This window comes from Leifsonia xyli (genome assembly GCA_001647635.1).
In the GTDB taxonomy this organism is placed as follows: domain Bacteria; phylum Actinomycetota; class Actinomycetes; order Actinomycetales; family Microbacteriaceae; genus Leifsonia; species Leifsonia xyli_A.
Genome location: CP014761.1, coordinates 1,448,273 through 1,466,105 on the forward strand (window position 1 = coordinate 1,448,273; position 17,833 = coordinate 1,466,105).

Genomic DNA, 17,833 nt, shown 5'->3' on the forward strand with positions numbered 1-17,833 from the left:
CGGCCGCCGTCGGCCGGCGTGTTGTCCTACTGCGTTCGGTAGGGCGCGACGACCACCTCGACGCGCTGGAACTCCTTCAAGTCCGAGTATCCCGTCGTGGCCATGCTTCTCCGCAAGGCTCCCACGAGATTCGCAGAGCCCTCGGCGACGGGTGCCGGCCCGTACAGGATCTCCTCGAGCGGGGCGATCTGGCCGACCTCGACGCGGTTGCCGCGCGGCAGCTGCGAGTGGTGCGCCTCGGCGCCCCAGTGCCAGCCGCCGCCGGGGGCGTCCGTCGCGCGGGCCAGGGTCGTGCCGAGCATGACCGCGTCGGCGCCGCAGGCGATCGCCTTGACGATGTCGCCCGAGCTGCCGAGGCCGCCATCGGCGATGACGTGCACGTAGCGGCCGCCCGACTCGTCCATGTAGTCCCGGCGCGCGCCGGCGACGTCGGCCACGGCGGTGGCCATCGGCGCGTGGATGCCGAGGGTCGATCGCGTGGTGGACGCGGCCCCGCCGCCGAAGCCGACGAGCACGCCCGCGGCGCCGGTGCGCATGAGGTGCAGCGCGGCCGTGTAGGTGGCGGCGCCGCCGACGATGACCGGCACATCCAGCTCGTAGATGAACTTCTTGAGGTTGAGCGGCTCGACGTTCTTCGAGACGTGCTCGGCGGACACGGTGGTGCCGCGGATGACGAACAGGTCGACGCCGGCCTCGACGACGGTCTGATAGAGCTCCTGTGTGCGCTGTGGGGAGAGGGCGCCGGCGACGGTCACGCCGCCCTCGCGGATCTCGGCGAGACGACGGGTGACCAGCTCGGGCTTGATCGGCTCGGCGTAGATCTCCTGCATGCGGGAGGTCGCGCGCTCGGCCGGCAGCTCGCGGATCTCGGCGAGCAGCGGCTCCGGGTCCTCGTAGCGGGTCCACACGCCCTCGAGGTCGAGCACGCCGACGCCGCCGAGCTGGCCCATCATGATGGCCGTCGTCGGCGACACCACGGAGTCCATGGGCGCCGCGAGGAACGGGATGGCGAACTGGTACGCGTCGATGGTCCAGGAGACCGAGACGTCCTCGGGGTCGCGGGTGCGACGGCTCGGAACCACCGCGACGTCGTCGAAGGCGTACACACGGCGGGCGCGCTTGGCGCGCCCGATCTCGATCTCCATACTCACGCGCTTCAGTCTAGGCCGCGGAGGCGGGTGGGCCAGTGCCGGGTGGCGTGGGACAGTGGTCGGGTGAAGGTCGAAGCCGAACCCCTCAGCCGTCTCCGCCTGCGCACCAGCGAGAAGTGGCGCGCGTATCCCGACGACGTGCTGCCGCTCTTCGTGGCCGAGATGGACTACCCGCTGGCTCCCCCGATCGCCGAGGCGCTGCACGCCGCCGTCGACCGCAGCGACACCGGGTACATCGGCCCGGACGACCGGACGCAGCGCGCCTTCGCCGGGTTCGCGCGGCGGCGCTGGCACTGGGAGGTGGACCCGGCGTGGACACGGACGACCACCGACGTCGGCGTCGTGATCGTCGAATCGCTCCGTGCGGTCATCCAGCCCGGCGACCGGGTGGTCATCACGCCGCCGGTGTATCCGCCGTTCTACGACTTCATCCCCGAGGCCGGCGGTGTCGTCGAGGAGGTGCCGCTGCTGTCCGGCGGGACGGACGGCGCCGGCTGGGCGCTCGACCTCGACGGCCTGGAACGGGCGTTCGCGGGAGGCGCGACCGCGTTCCTGCTGTGCAACCCGCACAATCCGGTCGGTCTGGTGCACCCGCGGGAAGAGCTGGCGGCGGTGGCCGCGCTCGCGGCGCACCACGGCGTCCAGGTGGTCAGCGACGAGGTGCACGCGCCGCTCACCCACCGCGAGGCGACCTTCACGCCGTTCCTCTCGGTATCCGACGACGCGCGCCGCGTCGGCATCGCCGCGCACGCCGCGACGAAGGCCTGGAACCTCGCCGGCCTCAAATGCGCCCTCTTCGTGACCGCATCCCCGGAGCAGGCCGAGCGCATCCACGCCCTGCCGATCGAGGTGGAGGTGCGCACCAGTCTCTTCGGGCGCATCGCGACCGAGGCCGCGTACGCATCGGGCGAGGAGTGGCTAGAGGGTGCCCTCACGGCGATCGAGACGACTCGGGCGCTCCTGTCGGTGCTGCTGACCGACCGCCTGCCGCGGGTCGGCTACCGGGAGCCGCACGCCAGCTATCTCGCATGGCTCGACTTCCGCGAGCTCGGCTGGGGCGACGATCCGGCCGCGCGCATCCTCGAGCAGGCACGCGTCGCGGTGAACCCCGGCTCGGACTTCGGAGCGCAGGGAGCCGGCTTCGTCCGGCTCAACCTGGCGTGCTCCCCCGAGGTGCTCACGGAGGCGATCGACCGGATCGCCGAGCTGACCCGACGCTGACCCGCGGGCGGGCTGCAGGGTCGGTGGCCGTCGCTATCGTGGCGGGATGACCATCGACGAGTTCCGCATCCACGTGCCCGACGAGACGTTGACCGACCTGCGCGAGCGGCTCGCCCGCACCCGCTACCTTCCCGCTCCTGGACGCTCGGGATGGAAGGGCGGCCTCGGCGGCGAACCCCTGCGGGCGCTCGTGGAGGGCTGGCTGGCGTTCGATTGGCGCGCCGAGGAGGCACGGCTCAACGCGGTCGAGCAGGGGGTGGTCGAGGTCGACGGCAGCCGCGTGCACTTCGCCCGGCTCCGCGGCACCGGCGCCGGGCCGCACACGCCGCTGCTGCTGCTCCATGGATGGCCGAGCGCGTTCGTGGAGTACCTCCCGCTGGCCGAGCGCCTGACGGACGCGTTCGACGTCGTCATCCCGTCGCTTCCCGGCTTCGCCTTCTCCGAGCTGCCGGAGCCCCCGCTGACCCGGCGCGCCATCGCCGAGAAGCTCCACGGCCTCATGGCGGCGCTCGGGTTCGAGCGCTACGCCACCTTCGGCGGCGATATCGGGGGCGGCGCCTCCACCTGGCTCGGCGCCGATCATCCGGAGGCCCTGATCGGCGTCCAACTGCTCAACGCGCCGTTCCCCGCGGACGACACGCCGCAGGACGAGGCGGAGCGCACGTACCTGGACGCCCTCGCGGCGTACGACGAGAGCGACGGCGGCTACAGCGAGATCATGCTCACCCGGCCCGACACCATCGCCGCGGCGCTCGCGGACTCTCCCGCCGGACTCCTCGCGTGGATCGCCGACAAGTGGCACGACTGGGTGGACGGCGACTTCGACCGCATCGTCGACTCCGGCATCCTCTACTCGATCGCGACGCTCTACTGGGTGACCGACAGCATCGGTACCTCGTTCCAGCAGTACTACGACTACGAGCAGAACCCGCCGCGGCCGCCGATCAGCGCGCCGACCGGCGTCTACCTCGCCCGCGAGCCCGGGATGTCCGGCTTCCCCCGGTCGCTCGCCGAGCGTGCCGCGGTCGATCTGCGCACCTTCGTGGTGGCGCCTGCCGGTGGCCACTTCGCCGGCTTCGAGCGTCCGGATGAGACCGCGGCGGCCATCCGCGCGTTCCACGCCCTTCTCGCCGAGCAGACCGGCAGCCGTTCAGCGCGGTGACACGACGAAGGGGAACGGCGACCGCCGTTCCCCTTCGCCCACGTCGTCTCAGCGACGGTAGTTGGGCGCCTCGACGACCATCTGGATGTCGTGCGGGTGCGACTCCTTGAGCCCGGCGGCCGTGATGCGGACGAACTTGCCGTTCGACTTGAGCTCCGGGATGGTGCGCGCACCGACGTAGAACATCGACTGACGCAGGCCGCCGACCAGCTGGTAAGCGACGGCGGAGAGCGGGCCGCGGAACGGCACCTGCCCCTCGATGCCCTCGGCGATCAGCTGCTCGTCGCTCGGCACATCCGCCTGGAAGTACCGGTCGCGCGAGTACGAGGTCTTCTTACCGCGGGTCTGGAGGGCGCCGAGCGACCCCATGCCGCGGTAGTTCTTGAACTGCTTGCCGTTGACGAAGACCAGCTCGCCCGGCGACTCCGAGGTGCCGGCCAGCAGCGAGCCCAGCATGACGCTGTCCGCGCCGGCGACGAGCGCCTTGGCGATGTCGCCCGAGTACTGCAGGCCGCCGTCGGCGATGAGCGGGACGTTCGCCTCGCGGGCAGCGAGCGACGCCTCGTACACAGCGGTCACCTGCGGCACGCCGACACCGGCGACGACGCGGGTGGTGCAGATGGAGCCCGGGCCGACGCCGACCTTGATGGCGTCGGCGCCCGCGTCGATGAGCGCCTGAGCGCCCGAGCGGGTCGCCACGTTGCCGCCGATCACGTCGACGTGCGACGCGCGAGGCTCGGCCTTGAGGCGGCGGATGATGTCGAGCACGCCGGCGCTGTCGCCATTGGCCGTGTCGACCACGATGACGTCCACGCCCGCGTCGACCAGGGTCATCGCGCGGTCCCAGGCGTCGCCGAAGAAGCCGATCGCGGCGCCGACGCGCAGGCGGCCCTCGTCGTCCTTCGTGGCGTCGGGGTACTTCTCGCTCTTGTCGAAGTCCTTGACGGTGATGAGGCCGCGGAGCTTGCCGTCGGCGTCCACCAGCGGCAGCTTCTCGATCTTGTGCTCGGCGAAGATCGCGACCGCGGAGTCCGGGTCGATGCCGACCGGAGCGGTGATCAGGGGCTGGCGGGTCATCACGTCGCGGACCTTCGTCGTCGACCGCTCGAACGGCGAGACGAAGCGCATGTCGCGGTTGGTGATGATGCCGACGAGGGTGCCGTCCGGCTCGACCACGGGCAGGCCGCTGACGCGGAACTGGCCGCACAGCGCGTCCACCTCTTCGACCGTCGCGTCGGGGGTCGTGGTGACCGGGTTGGTGATCATGCCCGACTCGGAGCGCTTCACCTTGTCGACGTGCGACGCCTGGTCCTCGATCGAGAGGTTGCGGTGGATGATGCCGATGCCGCCCTGGCGCGCCATGGCGACGGCCATGCGCGACTCGGTGACGGTGTCCATGGCACTCGACAGCAGCGGGGTGGCCATCGAGATGCGCTTGGTCAGGCGAGTCGAGGTGTCCGCCTCGCTCGGGATGACGTCCGTGTGCCCGGGGAGCAGCATGACGTCGTCGTAGGTCAAACCGATGAAACCGAACGGATCGGGCTGATCCATTTCACCCCTATCAAGAAGATGCGCGACTGTGGATGCTCAATGGTAACGGCAGAACCTGGGCGGCTATTCCGTGATCCGGGGACTCAATCGACGGTGGCGAGATCGAGCTCCGCGGCCCGCTTGCCCTGACGTGCGGCGACGATCATGTCGACGCTCAGGATGAGCAGCGCGAGCCAGACGATGGCGAAGCCGACCCAGCGTTCGGGCGGCATCGCCTCGTGCAGCACCACCACGCCGACGACGAATTGGATGAACGGCGCGAAGTACTGGATGAAGCCCATGTAGACGAGCGGCAGGCGACGGGAGGCGGCGGCGAAGAACAGCAGCGGGACGGCGGTGATGACGCCCGCGCCGACCAGCAGCACGGTGTGCCACGGCCCCGCGGTCCCGAGCGTGAGACCGGCCGTCACCCCGACCACGACGAGCTGGATGACGGCGACGGGGGTGAGCCACATCGTCTCCAGGGTGAGGCCGGACAGCGCATCCACGCGGCCGCCGACGCGCTTCTTGATCAGGCCGTAGAGACCGAACGAGAAGGCGAGGATGAGCGCGATCCACGGCACCGAGCCGTAGCCGACCGCGAGCACGATCACGGCCACCACGCTCACGCCGACGGCGACCCACTGCGCGATCCGCAGCCGCTCCCGCTGCACGAGCACGCCGAGGAACACCGTGACGATCGGGTTGATGAAGTAGCCGAGCGCCGCCTCCACGACATGGCCGCTGACCGTCGCCAGCACGTAGGTCTGCCAGTTGACGTAGATGAGCAGTCCGGCGAGCCCCATCGTGAGGAGCACCCGCGTGTCCCGCAGCAGCGCACCGAACTGGCGCCAGGTGCGGGTGACGGTCAGCGCGATGGCGCAGAACCCGAGCGAGAAGATGATCCGCCAGGCGACGATCTCCCACGCGCCGGCCGGGGCGAGCGCCAGGAAGTAGATCGGGAGGATGCCCCAGAGGACGTACGCGGAGACGGCGTAGATTAATCCGGAGGTGCGATGCGAGGAGAGGTCGTCGGAGGAGGATGCCACTCGTCCGACTCTACCTCCGGGAACGACGACGGCCCGGCTGCGCGGAGCAGCCGGGCCGGTACGAAGAGGGGTGCGTCAGCGGACGACGACCGCGAGGACGTCGCGTGCGGACAGGACCAGGTAGTCCTCGCCGCCGAACTTGACCTCGGTGCCACCGTACTTGGAGTAGATGACCTTGTCGCCGACGGCGACGTCGAGCGGGACGCGGTTGCCGTTGTCGTCGATGCGGCCCGGGCCCACGGCGACGACCTCGCCCTCCTGCGGCTTCTCCTTGGCGGTGTCGGGGATGACCAGACCGGACGCAGTGGTCTGCTCAGCCTCGACCTGCTTGATGACGATGCGATCCTCGAGCGGCTTGATGGAGACCGACACGTTGACCCCTTTCCTGTGAAGAACAGTGTCTTGACGAAGACTGATTAGCAAACTCGCACTGAGAGTGCTAACACGAGTCTAGGGGGTGCGTTAGCAGTCCCGCAACGTGAGTGCCAAGCTCTGTGGAAAGGTACCGTTGAGGCATGGAACGGTCCGAGCTGGTCGCGCTGCTGAGCCCGGAAGGGCTCCGTCTCCTCGACTCGCTGCCACCGTACCGCAGCGAGAAGGACGTGCTCCGGATCGTCAGCGACCTGCGCAAGCAGGGCCACTCCCCCGCTCTCGTCGCGGCGGTGCTGACGCAGTCCAAGCTCCGCCGCAAGGCGCAGGCCAAGTTCGGCGACTTCGCATCGAGCATGCTGTTCACCGAGGCGGGCCTGGAGCAGGCGACGCGCCTCCCGGTCGCCGCCCGTCACGCCGGCCGCTTCCGGGCCGCGGGCCTGCGCCACGTCGCCGACCTGGGATGCGGCATCGGCGGAGACGCCCTCGCACTCGCCGCGCTCGAACTCGAGGTCACCGCGGTGGACGCCGACGAGGTCACGGCCGCCATCGCCTCCTTCAACCTCGCCCCCTTCCCGAGCGCGACGGTCGAGCAGAAGCGCGCGGAGGACGTCGACCTCCGCGCCGTCGACGGCGTCTTCCTCGACCCCGCCCGACGCACGGCCGGCCACACGCAGACCGAGCGGCTGGTCGATCCCGACGACTACACGCCGTCGCTCGGCTTCGCCTACGAGCTCGCGACCGGCCGGTCAGTCGGACTCAAGCTCGGTCCGGGGTTCGACCGCGACCTCATCCCGTCCACCGCCGAGGCGCAGTGGGTGTCCGCCGACGGGCAGGTGGTCGAGCTCGGACTCTGGTTCGGCGCACTGGCCCGGCCCGGGATCCGCCGGGCCGCGCTCGTGCTCCGCGGCGACCAGGCGGACGAGCTCGTGGCCGACGCGGACAGCGTGGACGAGGAGACCGGCCCGCTCGGCGAGTACCTCTACGAGCCCGACGGCGCGGTCATCCGGGCGCGCCTGATCGGCGACCTCGCCCGGCGCCTCGGCGGCCGGATGCTCTCCGAGCAGATCGCCTACATCACCGCCGACGCGCCGGTCGAGACGCCGTTCGCCTCCGGCTTCCGCATCCTGGAGACGCTGCCGGCCGGCGAGAAGGACCTGAAGCGGGCACTGCGGCAGCGCGGCATCGGCACGCTGGAGATCAAGAAGCGCGGCGTCGACGTCGACCCGGCGGCCCTGCGGAAGCGCCTGGCGCTGAACGGCGACCGCCCGGCGACGCTGATCCTCACCAGGGTCGCCGGGCGGCACACGGCGCTGCTCGCCGAGCGGCTCTAGGCCGCCGGCGCTGCGCACTCAGTAGGTGTTGTAGTTCGCGAGGCTCGCGAACACGATCGCCAGAATGATCCAGTAGATGATCGCGATGGCGATGCTCACGAAGCCCAGGATGATGCCGGTCAGCCAGAAGCCGCGCGCCTGCGGCTCCTTGTTGCGGCCGATGAAGCCGAGCACCACGGCGGCGACGCCGAACAGGAAGCCGATGCCCCAGACGAGGTTGATCAGCAGGCCGACGATGCCGCCGATGAGCGACAGGATGCTGAGGATCGGCGACTTCGCGGCCGGCTGCCCGTACGGCTGGGTGTAACCCGGCGCAGGCTGGCCGTAGGCCGGCTGGGCGCCGTACGGCTGGCCCGGCTGCTGACCGTACGGCTGCTGACCGTAGGGTTGCTGGCCGTAGCCCGGCGCGGGCGGCTGCTGGCCGTAACCCGGGGCCGGCGGCTGCTGGCCGTAGCCCGGCGCGGGCGGCGGCACAGCACCGGTGTCACCCGCGGGTGCCGCGGGCGGGGTCGGAGGCGGCGGAGGGACCGAGCCGTTCTGAGTGTTGGGGTCCACCGGGTCGGTGGGGGCGTTCGGATCGGTCATGGGACCCATCTCCTTCATCGTGGAAGCCTGCGGTCGGCGCCTCCGGGAAGCACGCTTCCTGAGAGAACGCTGTAACGGTTCCATGGTGGCAGTGCCCGCGCGAGAGTGTCAACGCACGTCTCAGCGCGTGACCTGGATCTCCGTGACCGGGAGGGTCGAGTCGGCCGAGAACGTCAGCTCGCTCGGCGCGTGCCCCGCCTGGATGAGCTGCGCCCCGAGCGCGGCGATCATGGCGCCGTTGTCGGTGCAGAGCGACAGAGCCGGGATGCGCAGCTCCACACCGGCTTCCGCCGACCGCTGCACCGCCAGCTGCCGCACACGCGCGTTGGCGACGACCCCGCCGCCGAGCAGCAGCCGGGGCACGTCGTAGTCTCGGCAGGCGGCGAGCGCCTTCGTAATGAGCACGTCGACGACCGCTTCGCGGAAGGACGCGGCCACGTCGGCGACCGGCACCTCCTCGCCCGCATCCTGGCGCTGCTCCACCCAGCGCGCCACGGCCGTCTTGAGCCCGGAGAAGGAGAAGTCGTGGCGGTGCTTCTCGAGGTCCTTCGGTCGCGTCAGGCCGCGCGGGAAGCGGATCGCGGTCGGGTCGCCGTCCGCCGCGACCCGGTCGATCTGCGGGCCGCCGGGATAGGGCAGGCCGAGCACGCGCGCGACCTTGTCGAAGGCCTCCCCGGCTGCGTCGTCGATGGTCTCGCCCAGGAGCTCCACATCCGACACCAGGTCGCGCACCAGCAGCAGCGAGGTGTGGCCGCCCGACACCAGCAGGGCGATGGTCGGAAGCTTGACGGGATGCCCCGGGCCGCCGGACGCGTCGAGCAGGTCGGCGCCGACGTGGCCGACCAGGTGGTTGACCGCGTAGAGCGGCTTGCCGAGCGAGACGGCGAGCGCCTTCGCCGCGCCGACGCCGACCATCAGGGCGCCGGAGAGCCCGGGCCCGCTGGTGACGGCGATCGCGTCCACGTCGGCCAGCTCGATGCCCGCGTCGGCCACCGCCGTGCGCAGAGTCGGCTCCAGCGCCTCCAGGTGGGCGCGCGCCGCGACCTCGGGCACGACGCCGCCGTAGCGCGCGTGCTCCTCCATCGACGACGCGATGGTGTTGGCGAGCAGAGTGGTGCCGCGGACGATGCCGACGCCGGTCTCGTCGCAGGAGGTCTCGATGCCGAGGACGAGGGGCCCGTCGGAGGATGTGGCGGAGGTCATGCGATGGTCGTCTCCGGGGTCGGGACGGAGAGGCGCATCACGAGGGCGTCCACGCCGTCCGGCTGGTAGTACTTGGGCCGCAGCCCGATCTCCTCGAACCCGAGGGCGCGATACAGGGTCTGGGCTCCGGGATTGTCGGCGCGCACCTCCAGGAACACCTCGCGGGCGCCGCGGTTGCGCGCCTCGCCGATCAAGGCGAGCATGAGCGCGCGTCCGAGGCCGCGGCGGCGGGCGTGCGGTGCCACGGCGATGGTCTGGATGTCGCCCTCGCCTCCGCCGCGCGGCGCCAGCAGGCCGGCGTATCCGTCGATCCGGTCGGGCGTCTCGGGCTCGAACGCCACCAAGTAGTAACCGTGCTCGCCGGTCACCTCGGAGAGCATGGAGCGCTCGGACCAGGCGTCGGTGACGAAGACAGAGCGCTCCAGCTCCATGATCGCCGGGACGTCCGCGGCCTGCGCGCGCCGCAGCTGGTACGCCGTCACGCCGTCACCCGCTTCGGCCCGGCCGAGAGGGTCACATCCGGCGAACGCAGGTACAGGGCCTCGTCGGCATCCATCGGGAGCTTGTTCGCGTACCGGAGCTCGGCGAGCATCCCGAGCCGTCCGGCGGGCACGATGTCGGTCTCGACGTGCGGCACGTCGGGATGCGGCAGCTCGTCGGGCTTGGCGAGGCCCGGGCCGTCGAGGCGGATCGGCAGGCCCAGGTCGTCGGCGCCCGAGTACGCCGTCCAGTACCGCTCGCGGCGGCGGGCGTCCGTCACAACCAGCAGCGGACCCGTCGCGCCGATCGCATACCGCTCGTAGGCGACCGCGTCATGGCTCACCACGGGGACGAGCGGCTTGCCCGCGCCGACCGCGAACGCCTTCGCGGCGGCGATCCCGACGCGCAGGCCAGTGAACGGGCCCGGCCCCATCCCGGCGACGACACCGGACAGCGCGCGCACCTCGACGCCCGCGACGCGGAGCGCTTCGTCGATGAGCGTGCCGATCACCTCGGCGTGCCGCATGGTGTCGGTCTCGATCACCTCGGAGATCACGCCGGCGTCCAGGTCGACCACCGCGACGCTCGTTCCGGCGGAGGTGTCGATGGCGAGGAGCATGCCTCCAGCCTATGCGGGATCGGCGGCCCAGCGCGGCCCGAAGCCGGTGATCGTCACCGTGCGTGGCTCGTCCACCTCGTCGCCTTCCTCCGCCGTCGCGGAGGCCTCGTCGGCCCCGGTGGGCCGCTCGATCGCGACCTCCAGCCACGACTCGGCGACGCCGTCGAGCATCCCGCTGCCCCACTCCACGACGACGACCGAGCGCGCGAAGTCGATGTCGAGGTCGTCCAGCTCCAGCGCGCTCGACAGGCGGTAGGCATCCACGTGCACGAGAGGCGCCCCGCCGGAGAGCGAGGGATGCGTCCGCGCGAGGACGAAGGTGGGGCTGGTGACCGGGCCGCGCACGTCGAGACCCTCGCCGATGCCGCGCGTCAGTGTCGTCTTCCCCGCGCCGAGCGGGCCGGACAGCACCAGCAGGTCGCCCGCGCGCAGCACGGACGCCAGCTCGAGCCCGAGCGCGTGCATATCGTCCGCCGTGGCGACACGACGGGTGGCCGGCAGGGCGAGGGTGCTCACCGCGGCCCTCCCACGAACGTCCGCGTGAGGCGGCCGCCGAGGCGCGTGACGATCTCGTAGTTGATCGTCCCGGCCGCCTCGGCCCAGTCGTCGGCTCCGGGAACACCGGTCGCCGGGTCGCCGAACAGCACGACCTCGTCGCCGACCTGGACGTCGAGGTCGCCGACATCGACCACGAACTGATCCATCGCCACGCGCCCGCTGATGCGGAACGTCCGGCCGCCGATCGACACCGGGCCGGCGTTGGACGCGTGCCGCGGGATGCCCTCCGCATACCCGAGCGGAACCAGTGCGAGCGTCGTCTCGCCGGTCGTGCGGTAGGTGTAGTCGTACGACACGCCCTTACCCGCGGGCACTCGCCGTACCGCGGCGACGCGGCCGCGCAGGGTCATCGCGGGACGGAGCCCCAGCTCCGCGCCTGCGCCCCCGCCGAACGGCGACAGACCGTAGATCGCGATGCCGAGCCGGACCAGGTCGTACCGCGCGTCCGGCAGTGTCAAGGCGGCGGCGCTGGCGGCGATGTGCCGGATCTCGGGCTCGATCCCGGCAGCTCGCGCCCGTTCGAGCGCCCGTTCGAAGACGGCGACGGCTGCCCGGTCGTCCTCGGGCGACGCGTTCGACAGGTGGGAGAAGATCCCGCGCACGACGACCGAGCCGTCCGCCTCCAGCTCGCGCGCGCGGACGAACACCGCGTCCCAGTCGTCCTCGGCGATGCCGTTCCGGCTGAGGCCGGTCTCGACCTTCAGTTGCACGTACACCGGGCCGTCGGTCGCCAGGGCCGCCCCGGCCGCGGCCTCCAGCTGCCGCAACGACGACAGACCCAGGTCGATGCGGGCCCGCGCGGCGGCCGCGAAGTCCTCGTCCGGGTCGTGCAGCCACGCCAGCACCGGCGCGTCGATGCCCGCGTCCCGGAGCGCCAGACCCTCTGCGATCTCGGCCACACCGAGCCAGTCGGCGCCTCCGGCGAGCGCCGCGCGGGCGCTCTCCACGGCGCCGTGCCCGTACGCGTCCGCCTTGACGACCGCCATCACGTGCGGCGTGCCCACGACCTCGCGGAGGCGCGCGACATTCGCGGTCACCGCATCCAGGTCGACGACCCGCTCGCGGAGCTCCGTCACGGCGCGCACTCCGTCACGACGAACGCCGTCGCGACCCCGCGTCGTGCGTCATCGACACGTGGATGCGGACGATGCCGCGCTCGCGCACCTGCGCCTCGACCACGTTGTGCAGCACGAAACCGGGGTTCCTCTCCTCGTCGGGGACGATCTCCATGTCGTGCCAGCGCACGCCCTCGGAGCCGCCCAGCGCCTTGATCAGCGCCTCCTTCGCCGCGAACCGTGCGGCGAGGGAGTGCACCGGAAGCGGCCGTTCCGCCTCGGTGAACAGCCGCTCGCGCAGCTTCGGGGTACGCGCGATCGACCGCTCGAAGCGGGCCAGATCGACGACGTCGACCCCGATGCCGGCGATCACGGCGTCACTCCACGGTGACGGACTTGGCCAGGTTGCGCGGCTGGTCGACGTCGAGGCCCTTCGCGGCGGACAGCTCCATCGCGAAGATTTGCAGCGGGATGACGGCCAGCAGCGGCTCGAACAGCGGAGCGGCCAGCGGGATGCGGATGACCTCGTCGGCGAACGGCAGCACCGCGGCGTCCCCGGCCTCGGCGATCGCGATGACGCGGGCGCCGCGGGCGCGGATCTCCTGGATGTTAGACACGACCTTCTTGTGCAGCTCGTCCGACCACCGCGGGCTCGGCACCACCACGAAGACCGGCTGGCCCGGCTCGATCAGCGCGATCGGGCCGTGCTTCAGCTCGCCCGCGGCGAAGCCCTCGGCGTGGATGTATGCGAGCTCCTTGAGCTTCAACGCACCCTCCAGCGCGATCGGGTAGCCGACGTGACGACCGAGGAACAGCACCGAGCGGGTGTCCGACATCCACTTGGCGAGCTGCGCGATCTCGGCGTGCGACTCGAGCACGGCCGCGATCTTCTCCGGCACGGCCTGGAGCTCCGCGATCGCGTCGCGCTGCTGCGCGGCGGACAGCGTGCCGCGGATGCGCGCCAGGTGCAGGCCGAACAGGTAGAGCGCGGTGATCTGCGCGACGAACGCCTTGGTCGAGGCGACCGCGACCTCCGGGCCGGCGTGCGTGTACAGCGCGGCGTCGGACTCGCGCGGGATGGTCGCGCCCTGCGTGTTGCAGACCGAGATGGCCTTGGCGCCGGCGTCGCGGGCGTACTTGACCGCCATCAGCGTGTCCATGGTCTCGCCCGACTGGCTGATCGAGATGACCAGGGTGCCGTCGGTGAGCACGGGCTCGCGGTAGCGGAACTCGTGGCTGAGCTCGACCGTGACCGGGACGCGCGCCCACTTCTCGATCGCGTAGCTGCCGACCAGGCCGGCGTAGGCGGCGGTGCCGCACGCGATGATCGTGATGCGCTCGATGCCGGCGAAGTAGTCGTCGCCCAGCGCGTCCAGCTCGGGGATGTGGACCGTCTCGTCGACCAGGCGGCCGCGCAGCGTGTTGGCCACCGCGTCCGGCTCCTCGGCGATCTCCTTCGCCATGAACGACGACCAGCCGCCCTTCTCGGCGGCCGACGCGTCCCACGCGACCTCGAACGGCTCGACCTCGACCGGCTCGCCCTCGAAGTCGGTGACGGTCACGCTGTCCGGCGTGATGGTCACGATCTGGTCCTGGCCGATCGCCATCGCGCGGCGGGTGTGCTCGACGAACGCGGCCACGTCCGAGCCGAGGAAGTTCTCCCCCTCGCCCAGGCCGATCACCAGCGGGGAGTTGCGGCGCGCGCCGACCACGACGTGCGGCTGGTCCTGGTGCATCGCGAGCAGCGTGAACGCGCCCTCGAGGCGCGAGACGACGGACTGGAACGCCTGCGGCAGATCGCCGGTGCGGCGGTACTCGCGGCCGAGCAGCACGGCGGCGACCTCGGTGTCGGTCTCGGACTCGAACGCGAAGCCGTCGGCGAGCAGCTCGTCCTTCAGCGTGGCGAAGTTCTCGATGATGCCGTTGTGGATGACGGCGAGGCGGCCCTCGTCGCCCAGGTGCGGGTGCGCGTTCACGTCGGTCGGGCCGCCGTGCGTCGCCCACCGGGTGTGACCGATGCCGGTCTGGCCATTCGGGATCGGGTTCTCCTGCAGGTCCTCGGTCAGCACCGAGAGCTTGCCCGCCTTCTTCGCGGTGCCCAGCGCGCCGTCCGGACCGATCACGGCGATTCCCGCCGAGTCGTAACCGCGGTACTCCAGGCGCTTCAGACCGCCGAGGAGCACCTCGAGACTCTTGTCGGTACCGACGTACCCCACGATTCCACACATGGGGTCGAGTCTAACCTGGGCGCGGTGAGGCCCCGCTGAGAGCCGCGCCCCTAGACTTGGGGGCCTATGCTTCCCCACGGAGACTCCTCCACCCCGTTCGTCGAGCTGAGCCGCTCCGACTGGGCGGAGCTGGCGGAGAACACGCGCCTCCCGCTGCAGGAGACGGAGATCGTCCAGCTGCGCGGTCTCGGCGACCCGCTGGACATGCGCGAGGTCGAAGAGGTCTACCTGCCGCTCAGCCGCCTGCTCAATCTCTACGTCGGCGGAGCGAAGCAGCTGCACCGGGTGACCAGCGACTTCCTCGGCGAGCGCGCCGCGAGCACCCCGTTCGTGATCGGCGTCGCCGGCTCCGTCGCCGTCGGCAAGTCGACCATCGCGCGCCTGCTGCGCGAGCTGCTGTCGCGGTGGGACGACACCCCGCGCGTCGAGCTGGTCACGACCGACGGCTTCCTGCATCCCAACGCCGAGCTGGAGCGGCTGGGGCTGATGGACCGCAAGGGCTTCCCCGAGTCGTACGACCGCAAGGCGCTGCTCCGGTTCGTGACCGCCGTGAAGAGCGGTGCTCCGGAGGTGCGGGCCCCGTTCTACTCGCACCTCAGCTACGACATCGTGCCCGACGCCGAGATCGTCGTGCGCCGTCCGGACGTCCTCATCGTCGAGGGCCTCAACGTGCTGCAGCCGGCGGGCGGCGGCAACCGGCTCGCGGTCAGCGACCTGTTCGACTTCAGCGTCTACGTGGATGCGCGCACGCGCGACATCGCGCGCTGGTACGAGGAGCGGTTCCTCAAGCTGCAGCGCGGCGCGTTCGCCAACCCCAAGTCGTACTTCCACCGGTATGCGGAGCTGACGGAGGAGGAGGCTCGCGCTCGGGCCGCGTCCATCTGGTCCGCCATCAACGAGCCGAACCTCGTGCAGAACATCCGGCCCACCCGCTCGCGGGCGAAGCTCGTGCTGCGCAAGGACGACAACCACGCCGTCAGCTCGGTCCTCCTCCGCAAGCTCTGAGGTTCTTAAGCCCGACGCTCAGAGGCGTGAGGCCGTCAAGCTCTGGCCATGCATGCAACTGCACCGTAAGCATGAGGCATGCCTGCTCCCCGCTCCCGTGCCGCCGAGGTGTTCGGCCGTCGCGTCCGCGAGGCCCGCATCGCGCTCGGCCTGAGCCAGGAGGACATCGCGGGGCTGGCCGACATGCACGTCACCAACTACGGACGCGTGGAGCGCGGCGAGGCGAACTCGGAGCTGCACACGATCGTCCGTCTGGCGACCGCGCTGAACGTCGACCCGGGCGAGCTGATGAAGGGCCTCTACGGCGCCGACATGCTGCCCGACCGCTCGCGCGCGTACTCCGTGGCCGACTTCCTGGCGGCGCAGCGGGAGCACGAGAAGCGCTGACGGGCTAGAGGGCCAGGCGCTCCCGCACCACGTCCGCGAGCTCGTTCGCGAGGCGCTCGGCCGTGTCGTGATCGGCGGCCTCCACCATGACGCGCACCAGCGGCTCGGTGCCCGAGGGACGCAGCAGCACGCGGCCGCTGTCGCCGAGGGCGCTCTCCGCCGTCTGCACCGCGGTCGCGAGGCCTGCGTCGGTGTGGACCGCATGGTGGTCGACGTTCTTCACGTTGACCATCACCTGCGGGTAGATGGTCATCACCGTGGCGAGCTCGGCGAGCGACTTGCCCTGGCGCGCCATCTCGCTGAGAAGGTGCAGGCCGGTCAGGATGCCGTCACCGGTCGTCGCGAAATCGCGCATGATGACGTGGCCGGACTGCTCGCCGCCGAGCGAGAAGTCGTGCTCGTTCATCTCCTCGAGGACGTAGCGGTCGCCCACCGCGGTCTCGACGACGCGGATGCCGTTCTCGCGCATGGCGAGCTTGAGGCCGAGGTTGCTCATGACCGTGGCCACGAGGGTGTCGTCGCGCAGCTTGCCGCGCTCCTTCATCCCGACCGCGAGGATCGCCATGATCTGGTCGCCGTCGACGACGTTGCCCTCGGCGTCGATGGCCAGGCACCGGTCGGCGTCGCCGTCGTGCGCGATGCCCACGTCCGCGCCGGCGGCCAGGACGGCCTTCGCCAGGTTGTCGAGGTGCGTGGAGCCGACCCCGTCGTTGATGTTCATGCCGTCCGGCGCGTCGCCGATGACGGTCACGCGGGCGCCGGCGTCGGTGAAGACCTCCGGCGAGATGCCCGCGGCGGCGCCGTGCGCGCAGTCGAGGACGACGTGGATGCCGTCGAGCCGATGCGGGAGGCTGGCCAGCAGGTGGAGGACGTAACGGTCCTCGGCGTCCGCGAAACGGCGGATGCGGCCCACGTCGGCGCCGGTGGGGGTGAGCTTGTCGAGGTCGAGGTGCTGCTCGATGCGGTCCTCGACGATGTCCGGGAGCTTGGTGCCTCCGCGGGCGAAGATCTTGATCCCGTTATCGGGCGCCGGGTTGTGCGACGCCGACACCATGACGCCGAAGTCGGCGTCGTAGTCGGCGATCAGGAACGCGGTGGCCGGCGTGGGGATGACTCCCGCGTCGTACACGTCGATGCCGGAGCTCGCGAGCCCGGCCGCGACGGCGGCGGAGAGGAACTCGCCCGAGACGCGGGGTCACGGGCGACGATGGCCGTCGGGCGCTTGCCGGCGGCCCGCCGCGCCTCGGCGCTGCGGCCTTGCGTCAGCACAGCAGCAGCTGACTGAGCAAGGCCGAGCGCGAGGTCGGCGGTGAGACTGCCGTTCGCGAGGCCGCGAACGCCGTCGGTTCCGAAAAGGCGGGGCATGAACCGAAGCCTAAACGCTCGGAAGCGTCAACGCTTGGAGAACTGCGACGCCTTGCGGGCCTTCTTGAGACCGGCCTTCTTGCGCTCGGTGACGCGAGCGTCACGGGTGAGGAAGCCGGCCTTCTTCAGGGTCGGACGGTTGTTCTCGCGGTCGATCTCGTTGAGAGCGCGCGCGATGGCCAGGCGCAGGGCGCCGGCCTGACCCGAGGGGCCGCCGCCGGTGATGCGGGCGATCACGTCGTAGGAGCCGAGAAGGTCGAGCACCTTGAACGGGTCGTTGATCAGCTGCTGGTGCAGCTTGTTCGGGAAGTAGTCCGCGAACTCACGGCCGTTGACCGTGATGGTTCCGGCGCCCGGGACCAGGCGCACGCGCGCGATGGCCTCCTTGCGGCGGCCGACGGCCGCACCCGGAACGGAGAGGACGGGGCGGGGCGCGGCCGGGGCCGCGCTCTCCGGGGTCTCGGTCGAGTAGGACTCGACGTTCTCGACCTGGGCCGAGTCGATGCTGTCTGCGATCTTCGCCACGGTGGTG

The 17,833-nt window shown here is 71.1% G+C and carries 17 protein-coding genes and 2 pseudogenes; 5 read left to right on the forward strand and 14 right to left on the reverse strand.

Going from position 1 to position 17,833, the window contains the following annotated elements; all coding sequences use genetic code 11:
- Nucleotides 1–26 precede the first annotated feature (26 nt).
- The gene (locus A0130_07045) at nt 27–1,145 is read right to left on the reverse strand and encodes a guanosine monophosphate reductase (protein ANF31455.1); all 1,119 of its coding nucleotides are present in this window, start codon (nt 1,143–1,145) and stop codon (nt 27–29) included.
- Between the two features lie 69 nt (nt 1,146–1,214).
- On the opposite strand from A0130_07045, the gene A0130_07050 reads away from it, so the two are divergent.
- Together A0130_07050 and A0130_07055 are read left to right on the forward strand one after the other, a co-directional pair.
- A complete protein-coding gene (locus A0130_07050; protein ID ANF31456.1) occupies nt 1,215–2,372 on the forward strand; it encodes an aspartate aminotransferase in 1,158 nt (385 codons plus the stop codon).
- A gap of 46 nt (nt 2,373–2,418) precedes the next feature.
- Complete coding sequence (locus tag A0130_07055) at nt 2,419–3,534, forward strand: hypothetical protein (GenBank protein ID ANF31457.1); 1,116 nt, start codon at nt 2,419–2,421, stop codon at nt 3,532–3,534.
- A gap of 48 nt (nt 3,535–3,582) precedes the next feature.
- On the opposite strand, the gene A0130_07060 is transcribed toward A0130_07055, so the two are convergent.
- The 3 genes from A0130_07060 to A0130_07070 all read right to left on the reverse strand — a co-directional run bounded on the left by A0130_07060 (nt 3,583) and on the right by A0130_07070 (nt 6,485).
- Nucleotides 3,583–5,085, reverse strand: a complete 1,503-nt coding sequence (locus tag A0130_07060; protein ANF31458.1) for an IMP dehydrogenase — start codon at nt 5,083–5,085, stop codon at nt 3,583–3,585.
- 83 nt (nt 5,086–5,168) lie between these two features.
- The gene (locus A0130_07065; protein ID ANF31459.1) at nt 5,169–6,113 is read right to left on the reverse strand and encodes a protein rarD; all 945 of its coding nucleotides are present in this window, start codon (nt 6,111–6,113) and stop codon (nt 5,169–5,171) included.
- 75 nt (nt 6,114–6,188) lie between these two features.
- On the reverse strand, nt 6,189–6,485 hold the full coding sequence (locus tag A0130_07070; protein ID ANF31460.1) for a co-chaperone GroES: 297 nt from the start codon (nt 6,483–6,485) through the stop codon (nt 6,189–6,191).
- Nucleotides 6,486–6,628: 143 nt separating this feature from the next.
- On the opposite strand from A0130_07070, the gene A0130_07075 reads away from it, so the two are divergent.
- Nucleotides 6,629–7,816 (forward strand): SAM-dependent methyltransferase, encoded by a 1,188-nt coding sequence (locus A0130_07075; protein ID ANF31461.1) that lies wholly within the window; start codon nt 6,629–6,631, stop codon nt 7,814–7,816.
- An 18-nt stretch (nt 7,817–7,834) separates the two neighbouring features.
- Here the strand turns inward: A0130_07075 and A0130_07080 are convergent, their stop codons facing one another.
- The 8 genes and pseudogenes from A0130_07080 to A0130_07115 all read right to left on the reverse strand — a co-directional run bounded on the left by A0130_07080 (nt 7,835) and on the right by A0130_07115 (nt 14,544).
- Nucleotides 7,835–8,401: a hypothetical protein gene (locus tag A0130_07080; GenBank protein ANF31462.1), complete on the reverse strand. Its 567-nt coding sequence runs from the start codon at nt 8,399–8,401 to the stop codon at nt 7,835–7,837.
- Nucleotides 8,402–8,521: 120 nt separating this feature from the next.
- A complete protein-coding gene (locus A0130_07085) occupies nt 8,522–9,604 on the reverse strand; it encodes a N(6)-L-threonylcarbamoyladenine synthase TsaD (protein ID ANF31463.1) in 1,083 nt (360 codons plus the stop codon).
- Nucleotides 9,601–10,035, reverse strand: coding sequence for a ribosomal-protein-alanine N-acetyltransferase RimI (locus A0130_07090; GenBank protein ANF33337.1), 435 nt, complete (start codon nt 10,033–10,035; stop codon nt 9,601–9,603). The genes A0130_07085 and A0130_07090 overlap by 4 nt, the downstream gene beginning before the upstream one ends.
- Nucleotides 10,036–10,082: 47 nt before the next feature.
- Complete coding sequence (locus tag A0130_07095) at nt 10,083–10,703, reverse strand: tRNA threonylcarbamoyladenosine biosynthesis protein TsaB (protein ID ANF31464.1); 621 nt, start codon at nt 10,701–10,703, stop codon at nt 10,083–10,085.
- A 9-nt stretch (nt 10,704–10,712) separates the two neighbouring features.
- Nucleotides 10,713–11,168, reverse strand: coding sequence for a tRNA threonylcarbamoyladenosine biosynthesis protein TsaE (locus A0130_07100; GenBank protein ID ANF33338.1), 456 nt, complete (start codon nt 11,166–11,168; stop codon nt 10,713–10,715).
- Nucleotides 11,169–11,215: 47 nt separating this feature from the next.
- Nucleotides 11,216–12,346: an alanine racemase gene (locus A0130_07105; protein ANF31465.1), complete on the reverse strand. Its 1,131-nt coding sequence runs from the start codon at nt 12,344–12,346 to the stop codon at nt 11,216–11,218.
- Nucleotides 12,334–12,689, reverse strand: a pseudogene (locus A0130_07110) (holo-ACP synthase). Before A0130_07110 ends, A0130_07105 begins: the two are co-directional and overlap by 13 nt.
- Before the next feature lie 4 nt (nt 12,690–12,693).
- A complete protein-coding gene (locus tag A0130_07115) occupies nt 12,694–14,544 on the reverse strand; it encodes a glutamine--fructose-6-phosphate aminotransferase (protein ANF31466.1) in 1,851 nt (616 codons plus the stop codon).
- A gap of 66 nt (nt 14,545–14,610) precedes the next feature.
- Here A0130_07115 and A0130_07120 point away from each other — a divergent pair, with 66 nt between their 5' ends.
- The gene (locus tag A0130_07120) at nt 14,611–15,549 is read left to right on the forward strand and encodes a type I pantothenate kinase (GenBank protein ANF31467.1); all 939 of its coding nucleotides are present in this window, start codon (nt 14,611–14,613) and stop codon (nt 15,547–15,549) included.
- Between the two features lie 78 nt (nt 15,550–15,627).
- Nucleotides 15,628–15,936, forward strand: coding sequence for a hypothetical protein (locus A0130_07125; GenBank protein ANF31468.1), 309 nt, complete (start codon nt 15,628–15,630; stop codon nt 15,934–15,936).
- Between the two features lie 4 nt (nt 15,937–15,940).
- Here the strand turns inward: A0130_07125 and A0130_07130 are convergent.
- Together A0130_07130 and A0130_07135 are read right to left on the reverse strand one after the other, a co-directional pair.
- Nucleotides 15,941–17,301 (reverse strand): annotated as a pseudogene (locus tag A0130_07130) (phosphoglucosamine mutase).
- Nucleotides 17,302–17,328: 27 nt separating this feature from the next.
- A complete protein-coding gene (locus tag A0130_07135; protein ID ANF31469.1) occupies nt 17,329–17,826 on the reverse strand; it encodes a 30S ribosomal protein S9 in 498 nt (165 codons plus the stop codon).
- Between the last annotated feature and the right edge of the window lie 7 nt (nt 17,827–17,833).